The following is a 12,441-nucleotide window of genomic DNA, read 5'->3' as shown; positions in this document are numbered from 1 at the left end:
CCCCCCGTCCGCCGTATCGGCGGTGCCCGGACGGGCGGCGGACGCGGCGCCCTCGCCGCGCTCTGGGCCTGGCCGTGGAGCCTGCTCACCGACACCGGCCGGCTCGTCGCCGCCCTCTTCCGGCCCGGCCGCCGCGGCGGCTTCCGCGAGTTGGAGCTCCACCGCGACACCGGTCTGGCGTGGGCCGCGCTCGCGATGTCGGCCACCCCGGGCAGCTACACCCTCACCTCCCGGCGCAACCGGATGCTGGTGCACACCCTTCCCGGCGCCGAAGGCGGCGCGCTGGAAAGGGTGCTGACGTCCCGGCAGGTGCGGCCGTGAACGCCTGGCTGATCGCCGCCCTTGTCCTGACGGTCGGCGGACTGCTGCCCTGCCTGGTGCGGACGCTCTACGGGCCGCCGGAGTACCGCCTCCCGGGCGTCGCGCTCGCCGCGACGGTGACGGCGGTGGTGTTCCTGCTGCTCGCGCAGGGGCTCACCCGCAGCTCCTACGGCGACCTCGCGCTGGTCCTCGCCGTCCTCTCCCCCGCCGGCACGCTGGTCTTCACCCGGCTGCTCGCCGGCGAGCGCCCCGGCGTCGAACGGAGGCGCGGCACATGACGGCACGTCACCTGGCCGCCCTGGTGCTGCTGGTGCCGGGCTGCGCCGCACTGCTCCTGTCCGCGGCCGGACTGCTCCTGCTGCGTGACGTCTACGACCGCCTGCACGCCCTCGCCCCCGCCTCCTCGCTGGGCGCTCCGCTCGTGGTGCTCGCCCTCGCGGTGGACACGGGACCGGGCCGGGCCGCGGTCAAGCTGCTCTTCACCGGCGTGCTCATCGCCGCTGGGGGCGCCGTCACCACCAGCGCGCTGGGGCGCGTCACCGCCCTGCTCGACCCCGACGGACCCGAGGAGGTGGAACACTGACATGGACTGGATCATCCTCGCCGTCCTGCTGATGACCGCCGCCTGCGCCACGGCCGCCGTGCTGGCCCGCGACCCGGTGCGCCAGGCCGTGGTCCTGGCCCTGCTCGGGATCTCCCTGGCGCTGCTGTTCACCGCGCTGCAGGCACCCGACGTCGGACTCTCCCAACTCGGCGTCGGCACCGCGCTGACGCCCCTGCTGATCCTGCTGGCGATCCGGGCGGTGCGCGGTCGCGGGAGGCAGCGGTGAGCCAGCGGGTCCGGCTCTGGCTGTTCGGGCTGGCCGCCCTGGTGCTGGCCGGCTGGCTCACCGCGGCCGCGCTGCAACTGCCGCACTTCGGGACCAGCTCCCACCCCTACGGCGCCCGCGCGGTGTCGGCCGCATTGAAGCAGCGCACCTCCAACAGCGTCTCCTCCGTCAACTTCGACCAGCGCGCCCTGGACACCCTGGGCGAGGAGTCGATCCTGTTCGCCTCCGTCCTGGGCGCGGTGCTGCTGCTGCGGCTGGCCCGGGGGGAACAGGAGCACCGCCCGCGCCCTGCCCCCGTGATGCCCAGCACCCGGCTGCTGGGCACCGTGCTGCTGCCGGTCACCCTGCTGGTCGGCGGCTACCTGGTGGCCCACGGGGCGTTGAGCCCCGGCGGCGGCTTCCAGGGCGGCGCGGTCGCCGCGACCGGCCTGCACCTCTCCTACGTCGCCGCCGACTACCGGGTCCTCAAGCGGGTGCGGCCGATGGCCCTGCTGGACGCGGCGGACGCCGTGGCCGCCGGCTGCTTCACCGTGCTCGGCCTGGCCGGACTGGCGGTCGGCGCGTCCTTCCTCAGCAACATCCTGCCGCTGGGCCAGTTCCGCGACCTCGCCTCCTCCGGCCTGGTGCCGCTGTTCAACGCGGTCGTCGGCGCCGAGGTGGCCAGCGGCCTGATCGTGGTGCTGGCGCACTTCCTGGAGCAGGCCGTCGAGGTCGCCCCCGACACCGACGAGACCGCCTGACCGCTGGAGGCTTGTGATGATGGGTCAACTGCCGTTCCTGGTGGCCGGATGGATCCTGTTGTGCGGCATGTACGGCCTGGCCACCAGCCGCAACCTGGTGCACGCCGTGGGTTGCCTGGCGGTGACCCAGTCCTCGACCTACGTGCTGCTGCTGGCCGTCGGCTACCGGCGTGGAGCGACCGCGCCGGTCTTCAGCGACACCTCGGTGCACACGCCCGTGGTGGATCCCGTGGTCCAGGCCCTCGCCCTCACCGACGTCGTGGTGGGCGCGACGGTGACCGCCCTGCTGCTGGCCCTGGTCGTGCAACTGGCCAAACGCTACGGAACGGTGGACCCGCACGAGCTGACCGCGCTGCGCGGCTGAGGGCGAGCAGGTACGCCTGTGAGCGCGCCCCCGGAACTGCTTCCCCTGGCGGTCGCCCTCCCGCTGCTCGCGGGAGCCGTGCTGGCCGTCGCCGGCCGGATCCTGCCGCGGGTCGGCCGGGACGTGTTCACCGGCGTCTGCGCGGCCGCCGAACTCGTGCTGCTGGCCGTGCTGTTCGCCCGCACCGGCGACGGCCGCACGGTGGACTGGCAGGGCGGCTGGCGGCCCTCGCACGGGCAGAGCGTCGGCATCGTCCTGGTCGGCGACCGGCTCGGCATCGGGATCGCACTGCTGACGGCGGTGCTGGTGCTGGCCGCCGTCGCCTACTCCTGGCACTACTTCGAGGAGCAGCCCGAGGCCGAGCACGGCGGCGTGTTCCCCGCGCTGCTGCTGATCTTCGAGGCGGGCATGGTCGGCTTCGCGCTCACCGGCGACCTGTTCGACGCCTTCGTCTTCTTCGAGTTGATGGGTGCCGTGGCCTACGCGCTGACCGGCTACCGCATCGAGGACCCGCGGCCGCTGCACGGCGCGCTGACCTTCGGTGTGGTCAACTCCCTTGCCGCGTACTGCTCCCTGCTCGGCATCGGGCTGCTCTACGGGCGCACCGGGCAGTTGGGCTTCGCGCAGATCGGCCGGGCGCTCGACGGCCGCAAGCCGGACGCGCTGGTGGTCTGCGCCTTCGTGCTGGTACTGGCCGGCCCGCTGACGAAGGCGGCGACGGCCCCGTTCCACTTCTGGCTCCCGGACGCCCACGCGGTCGCACCGACACCGGTCTGCATGCTGCTGTCGGGCGTGATGGTGGAGTTGGGGCTGTACGGGGTGGCCCGGATCTACTGGGTGGTCTTCTCCGGCCCCGGCGGCGTGCCGGCCTCCTCCTTCCGGGACGTGATGCTGGGCCTGGGTGTGCTCACCGCCCTGCTCGGGGCGCTGATGTGCTGGCAGCAGCGCCACCTCAAGCGCCTGCTGGCCTTCTCGACGATCGCCCATGTCGGCCTCTTCCTGACCGGGGTCGCACTGCTGGACACGGCGGCGCTGGCCGGGACCGCCGTCTACCTGACCGGCCACGCGCTGGTCAAGGCGGCGCTCTTCGGCCTCGTCGGCGTGCTGCTGGACCGCTACGGCTCGGTGGACGAGCACGACCTGTTCGGGCGGGCGCGCGAACTCCGGCTGCCCGCCGTCCTGTTCGCGATCGGCGGGCTGGCCCTGGCCGGGCTGCCGCCCTTCGGCACCGGGCTCGGCAAGGGTTTGGCCGAGGACGCGGCGGGCCGGCAACTGGCCTGGCTGCCCGGTCTGTTCGTGCTGGTGTCGGCCGTCACCGGCGGTGCCGTGCTGCGCGCGGGCCTGCGGGTGTTCCGGGGCGCGGGCCTGCGCCCCGTCGAGCACCCGGACGTCCCCGAGACCCGCGGGGAGGGCGAGCAGCCCGAGGTCCGCGAGCCCGGGCGGCGGCTGCCGCGCCCGCTGACCGCCGTACCGGCGGCGCTGCTGGCGGCCTGCCTGGCCGTCGGCCTGGTCCCGGCCCGGGCGATCGCCGCCGCGGCCGGCGTGTTCGTCGACGCCCCCGGCTACCGCGCCGAGGCGTTGAGCCTGCCCGCCGTCCACCCGACGCTGTCGGTTCCGGAGTCCTCCTGGACCGCAGCAGGGGTGCTGCTCGGCATCTGCTCGGTGCTGCTGGCCCTCGCCTTCGCGGCGGCAGCGCTCCGCGCCCCGGCGTTCGAACTGCGCGCCCCGGCCGCCCGGCAGACCGCGCGCCTGATCCGGCGCTCGGTGCTCTCCGTGCGCCGTCTACACTCTGGGCGCCTGGGCGACTACGTTGTGTGGTTGCTGGTGGGGCTGGCGGTCCTGCTGGCAGCCTTCGGCATGCTCGGTTCCCGCGGGGCATGAGAGACACCCGGGCTGCATGTTGCTCCGGGTACGGGGTATGCCGACCACAAGGCGTCCGAATGGTCTACCCCCAGGAGGACCGCATGACCCGAGTCCACGAGGCGCTCCCACTCCCGCCCCCGCCGGCGAGCCTGTCCGACCTGCCCGAGATCCCCGATCCGCGCACGGTCAGCAAGCTGGATGCGCGGTCGCTGTCGGCCGTCCTCTTCGAACGGCTGCGCGGGCTGGAGGAGGGGACGATCGAGTACTCCTACGTCCGCAACACGCTGGTCGAGCTGAACGGCGCCCTGGTGCGGTTCGCGGCGCGCCGCTTCCGCAGCCGCAGCGAGCCCGTCGAGGACGTGGTCCAGGTCGGCATGATCGGCCTGATCAAGGCGATCGACAGATTCGACCCCGAGCGGGGCGTGGAGTTCGCCTCCTTCGCGATGCCGACCATCGTCGGGGAGATCAAGCGCTTCTTCCGCGACACCAGCTGGTCCGTCCAAGTCCCGCGCCGGCTCCAGGAGTTGCGCCTGGATCTGCTGCGCGCGACGGACGAACTCGAGCAGCTGCACGGCCGCGAACCCACGGTGGCCGAGCTGGCCGAACGGCTGGGCCTGACGGACGCGGAGGTCATCGAGGGCCAGCAGGCCGCGAACGCGTACACCAGCGGCACGCTGGACTCCGCGGCGGACAGCGAGGAGGTCGAGGGCCCCCTGGCCCGCCGTCTGGGCTACGACGAGCCCGCGCTCGACTACATCGAGTGCGCGGAATCCCTCAAGCCTCTGATCGCGGAACTGCCGGAACGGTCCCGGACGATCCTGTCGCTGCGCTTCGTGGAGGAGCTGACCCAGGCCCAGATCGGCGAACGCCTGGGCATCTCCCAGATGCACGTCAGCCGCCTCCTCGCGCGAGCGCTCGGCACCCTCCGCGCCCAACTCCTCACAGAGGACTGACCCCGCCCCACCCTCCCGCCTGCGGCGCGCCCACACGCGCCCCCGGCCGAAGAGCCCGCGCCGGGGCGCAGGCCCGCACCGACGCCAGGACCGGCCGAACGCCGTGGCATCAGCCCGCGCGCGCACGGCGCGCTTCACCCCGGCGGTCAGCCGGGTGCCGACGGCGCCTCCCGTCCGGCCGGGATCGCGGGACACCGGACGTCGGTGCGTTTACCGGGCACCCGATCCGGCCGCCAACGTCCGTCGTCCAACGCCCGTCACGAGGGCCGGTTGCGGAGGATGGCGCAGGCTCCCGGGGGGAGGGTCGGACCAGAGGCGGGGGTGGGGCGGTCGGTGAGGAGGTCGTGGCCGGTGACCTGGGGGTGCCAGGGGGTGTCGCCGTGGTTGAGGAGGAAGAGCCAGCGGGTGCCGTCCTCACCCTCCCGCACCACGGCCTCCGCGCCCTCGGGCAGATCGGGCAGGACGGGCTCGACCCCCGCCTCCGCGAGGACCCTGCGGATCAGCGCCGCATACCCCGCATCGTCCAGCTCGGTCGAGAGGTACCAGCCCACGCCCGCCCCGTACCCGCACCGCGTCAGCGCCGGCCGTCCGTCCGGGTACGAGGCCACCGGCTCCGCCGGTCCCGGCTCCAGGTACTCGCTCCACCCACCCGCGCCCGATCCGTCCGACAGGACCAGCACCTCCCCCTCCTCCAGGGGCCGGTGTTCGAAGACGCGGATGCCCAGCGCCTGCCGCAGCGCCGCGGCCGGGTAGCCGCCCAGGTGGGCGCGGTAGTGCTCGTCCACCACCCCGCTGAAGTACTGCACCAGCAGCGTCCCGCCGCTCTCGACGTACGCCCGCAGGTTCTCGGCCGCCCGGTCCGACAGGACATGCAGTGCCGGGGCCAGCACCACCCGATACCCCGTCAGGTCGGCCGCCGGATGCGCGAAGTCGACCGTCACGCCCGCGTCCCACAGGGCCCGGTGGGCCCGGCGGAGGCCGCCGTGGTAGTCGAGCCGCGACGACGGGAGGCCCTGGCTGTCCAGGCCCCACCAGGAGTCGGAGTCGTGCAGCACCGCGACCTCCGCGGTCACCCGGGACCCGGCCAGCTCGCCCAGCCGGGCGACGGTCTCCCCCAGCTCGACCACCTCCCGGAAGATCCGGGACTCCGGTCCGGCGTGCGGGACCATCGCCGAGTGCCAGATCTCGGCGCCCGCCTGCGACTGCCGCCACTGGAAGAACAGCACCCCGTCCGACCCGTGCGCCAGGTGCTGGAGCGAGTGGCGCAGCAGCTCACCGGGCTGCTTGGGCAGGGTGCGGTCGCCCGCGTACACCGTCGAGGTGCCCTGCTCGATCAGCAGCCACGGCCGGCCGCCGCCGAAGGAGCGGGCCCGGTCGCCGCCGAAGGCGGTGTCCGCCGCGGCGTCGATGCCCGGCGCGTCGGGGTAGTGGTCGATGCCCACGACGTCGACCTCCCGGCCCCAGGCCCACAGGTCCAGGTTCTGGTAGCCGGGCAGCATCAGGTTCGTCGTCACCGGGCGGTCGCTGCGCGCCCGGATCTCGTCGCGCTGCTCGCGGTAGGCGGCCAGCGCCTCGTCCGACCAGTACCGGCGGAAGTCCAGCACCTGGGCGGGGTTCCGGTGCCACTGGGTGGCCCTGGGCGGCAGGACCTGCTCCCAGCTGCCGTAGCGCTGGCTCCAGAACGCCGTCCCCCAGGCCGAGTTGAGCGCGTCCAGGGTGCCGTACCGTTCGCCGAGCCACCGGCGGAAGCCCGCCGCCGCGTGGTCGCAGACGCACACCGTCGCGTACTCGTTGTGGACGTGCCACATGGCCACGCCCGGGTGGGCGCCGTAGCGCTGGGCGAGCGCGGCGGCGATCCGGCGCGACGCCTCGCGGTAGGCGGGGGCGGCGAGGCAGTAGGTGTCCCGGCTGCCGTGGACCAGCCGGACGCCCTGCTCGGTCACCGGCAGTGCGTCGGGGTGGGCCAGGGTGAACCAGGGCGGCGGTGAGGCCGTGGGCGTGGCCAGGTCCACGGCCACGCCGTTGGCGTGCAGCCGCTCCAACTGCTGGTCCAGCCAGTCGAACGCGTAGCGGCCCTCCTCCGGTTCGAGCAGCGCCCAGGAGAACACGCCCACGGTGGCCAGGTTCACCCGGGCCCGCCGCATCAGCAGGTCGTCCTCCTTCCAGACGTCCGGGTCCCACTGCTCCGGGTTGTAGTCGCCGCCGAAGGCCAGGCCGCCGAGGCGCCCGGTCAGCCGTCGCGTCGTCATCCCACTCTCCTTGTCCCCGAGTTGACTCGCGCTCACGTGACCGGAGCCGGGCCGGAGCTCTCCCGGGGGGTGAGCACCGGCGTGAGCAGGGTGACCTCGTCGGTGGGCCGCCCGTCCAGCCGCGACATCACCAACTCCACGGCCCGGGTGCCCAGTTCCCGGGCCGGCCCGGTGACCGCGGTGAGCCGCGGCGAGAACTGGTCGGCCAGCGGCTCGGGGCAGAGCGCCACCACCGAGGCGTCCTCGGGGACCACCCGGCCGGAGGTCCGCAGCAGGGAGAGCAGCGGGCCGATGGCGCCCTCGTTCTGCACCACGAAGCCGGTGGTCCCCGGCCGGTCCGCGAGGATCCGCGACAGTGCCCCGGCGGTGGACTCGTAGGTGCCCTCGCAGGGGCGGTGCAGCACCCGCAGTCCGAGTTCCTGGGCGGCCTCCTGGAAGCCGGTCAGGGTGCGCTCCGCGTAGCCGGAATGGCGTTGGTAGACCGCCGGGGAGTAGCCGATGAAGGCGACCTCCCGGTGTCCGAGGCCGGCCAGGTGCTCGGCGCAGAGGGCGCCGGCGCGGGCGAAGTCGTGGTCCACGCAGGCCAGTCCGCGCGCGTCGCGGGGCAGGCCGATGAGCGCGGCCTGGGTGCCGGTCTCCCGCAGCACGGCGATCCGCGGGTCGTCGAGCTGCACGTCCATCAGGATCACCCCGTCCGCGAGCCCGCTGCGGGCGACGCGCCGGACGCCGTCCGGGCCCTCGTCGTTGGTGATCAGCAGCACGTCGTAACCGAACTGACGGGCCGCCATGGTCACCGAGATGGCGATCTCCATCATGATCGGCACGTACACGTCGGTGCGCAGCGGCACCACCAGCGCGATGATGTGCGACCGCTTGCCCGCCAGCGCCCGGGCGCCAGCGTTGGGGTGGTAGCCCAGCTCGTTGATGGCCTCCTCCACGCGCTGGCGCGTGGGCTCCGAGATGGAGCGCTTGCCGCTGAGCACGTAGCTGACCGTGCTCGGGGAGACGCCCGCGGCCTTGGCCACCTCGGCCAGTGTCACCATGCCGGTGATCCCTCTCTGCTCTGTGCTGTGCGCTGTGCACGGCTGTGCACGGTGTGCTGCTCAGGTTAGGGGCCCTGACGCCCGGTCAGCCCTTGATGGCGCCGGTGAGGACGCCCTTGGCGAAGTGCTTCTGCATGAAGGGGAAGACCACCGCGATCGGCACCAGGGTCAGCACCACCACCGCCATCTGCAGCGACAGCGGCGCGGTCTGCGAGTGGCCGGCCACGCCGTAGCCGGAGTTGACCTGCCCCGGCATGTTCATCCCGAGGTTGACGTACTCGTAGAGCACGTACTGCAGCGGCCACTTCTCGCTCTGCGTCGGCATGTAGAGCATCACGTTGAAGAAGGTGTTCCAGTAGCCGACGGCGTAGAACAGCGTGATCACGGCGGTGACGGCGCGTGAGGTGGGCAGCACCACGGACCACAGGATGCGCCACTCGTTGGCCCCGTCGAGGCGCGCGGCCTCGATCAGCTCGGCGGCGGTCCCGGAGTAGAAGGAGCGCAGCACCAGGATGTTGAAGACGGAGACCGCGCTGGGCAGGATCAGCGCCCAGTACTGGCCGAAGCCGCCGAGCTCGGTGACCACCAGGAAGCTCGGGATCAGCCCGCCGCTGACGAACATCGTGATCACCAGGATCATCAGCAGGAAACGGTGGCCGAGCGAGCGGGCCCGGGACAGCCCGTAGGCGCAGAGCACCGAGACCACCATCGAGATGACCGTGCCGACCAGGGTGATGCCGAGGGTGACCAGCAGGGCCTGGCGGACGGGGCCGCCGGTCAGCATCGTGGTGTAGGCCTCGAAGGTGATGCCGTCGGGGAAGATCACCAGGCCGCCCGCGCGGTTGATGGCGCCCGGGGTGGAGATGCTGGTCAGCACCACCGTGTAGACGGGGAAGAGGATCAGCAGCACCACGAAGGTCAGCGCGAGCCCCTTGCCGGTCTCGCCGGCGACCGACGGCTGCTCCTCCCAGACGGGGCGCCGGCTGTTGCGGCGCCGGGGAACGGTGAGAAGTGCGTTGCTCATCCTCGGTACAGTCCGTCCTCGCCGAAGCGGTGCGCCAGCTTGTTGGCCCCCCAGATCAGGAGCAGCGAGATGACGCTCTTGAAGATGCCGGCCGCGGCGCCGTAACCGTAGTTGTTGGTGCCGATGCCGTAGTAGAAGGCGAAGGTGTCGAGCACGTCCGCCGCGTCGTGGCCCACCGCGTTGCGTTGGATCAGCATCTGCTCGAAGCCCACGGTGAGCGCGTTGCCCAGCCGCAGCACGAGCATCAGCACGATGACGCTGCGCATGCCGGGCAGGGTGATGTGCCACATCCGCCGCCAGCGCCCGGCGCCGTCCACCGCGGCGGCCTCGTAGAGGTTCTGGTCGATGGCGGCGAGCGCGGCCAGGAAGACGATGATGCCCCAGCCGGCGTCCTTCCAGACCACCTGCGAGGTGACCAGCAGCGCGAAGGTGTGCGGGTTGGTCATCACGTCCCAGGTGCCGATGTCGTGCTGGCGCAGGAAGGTGTTGAGCAGTCCGGCGCCGCCGAGCATCTGCTGGAACAGGGTGATCACCAGCACCCAGGAGAAGAAGTGCGGCAGGAAGGTGATCGCCTGGATCATCGACCGGATACGCGGGCTGAGCACGGAGTTGAGCAGCAGCGCGAGCGCGATCGGGATCGGGAAGAACAGCACCAGCTGCACCGCGCTGATGTAGAGCGTGTTCAGCAGCGCGTGCCAGAACAGCGGATCCCCGAACAGGGAGCGGAAGTTGTCGAAGCCGGCCCAGTCGCTGTGGAGCACGCCGACCAGCGGGTCGTAGTACTCGAAGGCGGTGACGGTGCCGAACAGCGGGAGGTAGTTGAAGACCAGCAGCAGCGCGATGGCGGGCAGGGTCATCAGGATCAGCGACTTGTCCCGGCGCAGCCGGATCCGCCAGTTCAGCCGTTTCGCCCGCGCGGGCGCGGCGGCCTTCCCCGGCTCGGTCTTCGTGTCGGTGGCGACGCTCGTCGTCGAGGCCACGGGTTCTCCTCCTTGTCGTTCCGGGCCGGCTCGGACCCGTGCCGCTTACTGCCCGGTGCCGTACTTCTGCAGGACCTCGGAGTCGTACCACCTGACCATCGCGTCGCCGCCGCCGCTGTTCTTCCAGGTGCTGACGGCGTCCTGGAAGGCGCTGACCGGCTTGATGCCGTGGTAGACGTCCTTGATGGTGTCCTCGACGGCCTGGGCGGCGAGCGCGGTGGTGAAGCGCTGGGGCAGCGTGATGTTCATGTTCCAGAACACCGGCTTGTAGGCGTACTTGGCGGCCTCGGCCAGCCAGGCGCAGCGGTCCTTGGTCACGTCCGGGAAGTCCGGGTTGTTGATGACGTTGACCGGCGTGGCGAGGAACGGGTAGGTCTGCTGCTGGACCTCGGCCTGGCCCTGCTTGGTGTAGCTCGGGCCGTTGGCGCCCATGGTGTAGTGCACCCCTTCGACACCGAAGTTGACGAGGGTGTACTCCTGCGAACCGAACGGCGCGGCGATGAAGTTGGCGATGCGCAGGCACTCCTCGATCTGGCTCGGCTTCAGCTTGATGTTCAGGTAGCTGAACATGCCGGCCGAGGAGCTGAGGAAGAGCGCCGGGGTGGCCTTGCCGTCGGCGGAGAACGGCTTGAAGGAGCCGCGACGGTAGCCCTTGCTGGCCGCGATGCCCGCCTGGGCGTCCGCCTCGTTCCAGGCGCCCTGGCCGTCGGCGGTGATGAGGACCTTGCCGGCGTAGAAGCGGGTCTTGGCGTCGTTGTTGTTGCCGGCCAGCGCGTCCGGGTGCATGTAGCCCGACTTCGCCAGCTTGTAGCACCAGTTGAGCGCCTCGAGGAACTCCTGCTGCTCGTACTTGTAGGTCAGCTTGCCGTCCACGATGGCGAACTTGTCGGCGTAGTTGAAGATCTGCGCCGTGTACTGCCACACGTCGTCGAAGGCCCAGACGCCGGAGTTGGCACTGGTGAGCTCCTTGCCCAGGGCCATGAGGGCGTCGGCGGACTTCACGTCGTCGGGGTTGATGCCCTTGGCCTGGAAGACGTCCGCGCGGTAGAAGTACTGGCCCGGCAGCGCGAACCCGCTGGAGAAGGTCGGGATGCCGTAGATCTTGTCCTCCCACATGGCGGCCTGCCAGGCGCCGGTGGGGAGGGCCGCGAGGTTCGGGTACTGCTTGATCTTGTCGCCGGCCAGGTGCGGGGTCAGGTCCGCGAGCTGGGTGCCGACGAGTCCGCCCAGGTTGAAGTTCGGGTTCCACCAGCCGGGCAGCTGGACCCAGTCCGGCAGCTTCTTGGCGGCGGTGAGGTTGGGGATGGCGGTGTTGTAGGTGACCCCGTTGGCCGGCTGCATGGTGAGCGTGGCGCCGAGGGCCTTGTTCATCGCCTGGTAGAAGGCGTTGTTGGCGGGCGGGGTGGTCCCCCAGAGCGGCGTCACCGTCGTGTACGTGCCGCCCGAGCCGGGGACCCCGCTAACCGACTTGGCGGGGTTCGTCGGGTACTTCAGGAAGCCCGGGTCGGTGATCGCGCCGGCGGCGCCGGTGGCCGAGGGGATGTCCGGGGTGACCGAGGTGCTCGGCACGTAGTCCGGCAGAGCGGCGGCTGCGCCCTTCTTGGTGTTCGTGCCGCCCTTGCTCTGGCTGCTCCCGCTGCCGCACGCGGCGAGCACGGGAGAGAGAGCGGCGGCCCCGGCCACGGCGACTGCGCCGTTCACGAAGGCTCTGCGGTTCATTGCGATGCTCATGGTGGGCGGCCCTTCGCCTTTGAGGTTCCGTGACGAGCGTGCAGTGAGGGTGCGTGCGCGGAGAGAGTCGAAGCCCGTCGATGAACGAGGCGAAGGCCCCGTCGAACCGTCGAAGCGCTTCGATGTTGCGGCGAGATTAGCGGGGGGTTTCGCCTTCGACAAGTGCCTGAACAAATAACGATTCCGAGACGTCCAGTCGGTTGACAGGCCCTTGCCGGGCATGCCAGCGTCGAATCGCTTCACCGGGCAGCCGCCGTTCCGAGCCGCGCCCGGTCCTCGCCGCACCTGCCGCAACTGACGCACTCTGCAAGGGACTTCCTCTGTGAGCACTGCTGCCGCCACG

The 12,441-nt window shown here is 71.7% G+C and carries 13 protein-coding genes; 8 read left to right on the top strand and 5 right to left on the bottom strand.

Going from position 1 to position 12,441, the window contains the following annotated elements:
• From ACFP3V_RS16830 to ACFP3V_RS16795, 8 genes are all read left to right on the top strand, one after another.
• A partial coding sequence (locus ACFP3V_RS16830) for a hypothetical protein (protein WP_380584163.1) occupies window positions 1-321 on the top strand: 321 nt, incomplete at its 5' end.
• Window positions 318-599: a monovalent cation/H+ antiporter complex subunit F gene (locus ACFP3V_RS16825; RefSeq protein ID WP_380584161.1), complete on the top strand. Its 282-nt coding sequence runs from the start codon at window positions 318-320 to the stop codon at window positions 597-599. The genes ACFP3V_RS16830 and ACFP3V_RS16825, both read left to right, overlap by 4 nt.
• Window positions 596-904 (top strand): monovalent cation/H(+) antiporter subunit G, encoded by a 309-nt coding sequence (locus ACFP3V_RS16820; protein ID WP_380584159.1) that lies wholly within the window; start codon window positions 596-598, stop codon window positions 902-904. The genes ACFP3V_RS16825 and ACFP3V_RS16820 overlap by 4 nt, the downstream gene beginning before the upstream one ends.
• Window position 905: 1 nt before the next feature.
• A complete protein-coding gene (locus tag ACFP3V_RS16815; RefSeq protein ID WP_380584157.1) occupies window positions 906-1,151 on the top strand; it encodes a Na(+)/H(+) antiporter subunit B in 246 nt (81 codons plus the stop codon).
• Complete coding sequence (locus tag ACFP3V_RS16810; RefSeq protein WP_380584155.1) at window positions 1,148-1,891, top strand: MnhB domain-containing protein; 744 nt, start codon at window positions 1,148-1,150, stop codon at window positions 1,889-1,891. The genes ACFP3V_RS16815 and ACFP3V_RS16810 overlap by 4 nt, the downstream gene beginning before the upstream one ends.
• Window positions 1,892-1,910: 19 nt before the next feature.
• Window positions 1,911-2,255 (top strand): sodium:proton antiporter, encoded by a 345-nt coding sequence (locus ACFP3V_RS16805; RefSeq protein ID WP_380584210.1) that lies wholly within the window; start codon window positions 1,911-1,913, stop codon window positions 2,253-2,255.
• 18 nt (window positions 2,256-2,273) lie between these two features.
• Window positions 2,274-4,136, top strand: a complete 1,863-nt coding sequence (locus tag ACFP3V_RS16800) for a complex I subunit 5 family protein (protein WP_380584153.1) — start codon at window positions 2,274-2,276, stop codon at window positions 4,134-4,136.
• 83 nt (window positions 4,137-4,219) lie between these two features.
• Complete coding sequence (locus ACFP3V_RS16795) at window positions 4,220-5,071, top strand: SigB/SigF/SigG family RNA polymerase sigma factor (RefSeq protein ID WP_380584151.1); 852 nt, start codon at window positions 4,220-4,222, stop codon at window positions 5,069-5,071.
• 257 nt (window positions 5,072-5,328) lie between these two features.
• Here ACFP3V_RS16795 and ACFP3V_RS16790 read toward each other — a convergent pair whose 3' ends face one another.
• The 5 genes from ACFP3V_RS16790 to ACFP3V_RS16770 form a co-directional block, all read right to left on the bottom strand.
• The gene (locus tag ACFP3V_RS16790) at window positions 5,329-7,320 is read right to left on the bottom strand and encodes a beta-galactosidase (RefSeq protein ID WP_380584149.1); all 1,992 of its coding nucleotides are present in this window, start codon (window positions 7,318-7,320) and stop codon (window positions 5,329-5,331) included.
• A gap of 32 nt (window positions 7,321-7,352) precedes the next feature.
• Window positions 7,353-8,363, bottom strand: coding sequence for a LacI family DNA-binding transcriptional regulator (locus ACFP3V_RS16785; RefSeq protein WP_380584147.1), 1,011 nt, complete (start codon window positions 8,361-8,363; stop codon window positions 7,353-7,355).
• An 85-nt stretch (window positions 8,364-8,448) separates the two neighbouring features.
• Window positions 8,449-9,387 carry a carbohydrate ABC transporter permease gene (locus ACFP3V_RS16780; protein ID WP_380584145.1) on the bottom strand — a complete coding sequence of 313 codons (939 nt, stop codon included), beginning with the start codon at window positions 9,385-9,387 and terminating at the stop codon, window positions 8,449-8,451.
• Complete coding sequence (locus tag ACFP3V_RS16775) at window positions 9,384-10,367, bottom strand: ABC transporter permease (protein WP_380584143.1); 984 nt, start codon at window positions 10,365-10,367, stop codon at window positions 9,384-9,386. Before ACFP3V_RS16775 ends, ACFP3V_RS16780 begins: the two co-directional genes overlap by 4 nt.
• Window positions 10,368-10,412: 45 nt before the next feature.
• Window positions 10,413-12,098: an ABC transporter substrate-binding protein gene (locus tag ACFP3V_RS16770; RefSeq protein WP_380584141.1), complete on the bottom strand. Its 1,686-nt coding sequence runs from the start codon at window positions 12,096-12,098 to the stop codon at window positions 10,413-10,415.
• Window positions 12,099-12,441: the final 343 nt, after the last annotated feature.

Origin of the sequence: Streptacidiphilus monticola (assembly GCF_042658505.1) — a bacterium.
GTDB lineage: Bacteria > Actinomycetota > Actinomycetes > Streptomycetales > Streptomycetaceae > Streptacidiphilus > Streptacidiphilus monticola.
This window is presented reverse-complemented; position numbering and strand designations above follow the sequence as displayed.

Coding starts and splice junctions, on each gene's coding strand:
- ACFP3V_RS16805 (WP_380584210.1), top strand. CDS start 1,911: ATGGGTCAACTGCCGTTCCTGGTGGCCGGATGGATCCTGTTGTGCGGC.
- ACFP3V_RS16770 (WP_380584141.1), bottom strand. CDS start 12,098: ATGAGCATCGCAATGAACCGCAGAGCCTTCGTGAACGGCGCAGTCGCC.
- ACFP3V_RS16795 (WP_380584151.1), top strand. CDS start 4,220: ATGACCCGAGTCCACGAGGCGCTCCCACTCCCGCCCCCGCCGGCGAGC.
- ACFP3V_RS16780 (WP_380584145.1), bottom strand. CDS start 9,387: ATGAGCAACGCACTTCTCACCGTTCCCCGGCGCCGCAACAGCCGGCGC.
- ACFP3V_RS16790 (WP_380584149.1), bottom strand. CDS start 7,320: ATGACGACGCGACGGCTGACCGGGCGCCTCGGCGGCCTGGCCTTCGGC.
- ACFP3V_RS16815 (WP_380584157.1), top strand. CDS start 906: ATGGACTGGATCATCCTCGCCGTCCTGCTGATGACCGCCGCCTGCGCC.
- ACFP3V_RS16820 (WP_380584159.1), top strand. CDS start 596: ATGACGGCACGTCACCTGGCCGCCCTGGTGCTGCTGGTGCCGGGCTGC.
- ACFP3V_RS16785 (WP_380584147.1), bottom strand. CDS start 8,363: ATGGTGACACTGGCCGAGGTGGCCAAGGCCGCGGGCGTCTCCCCGAGC.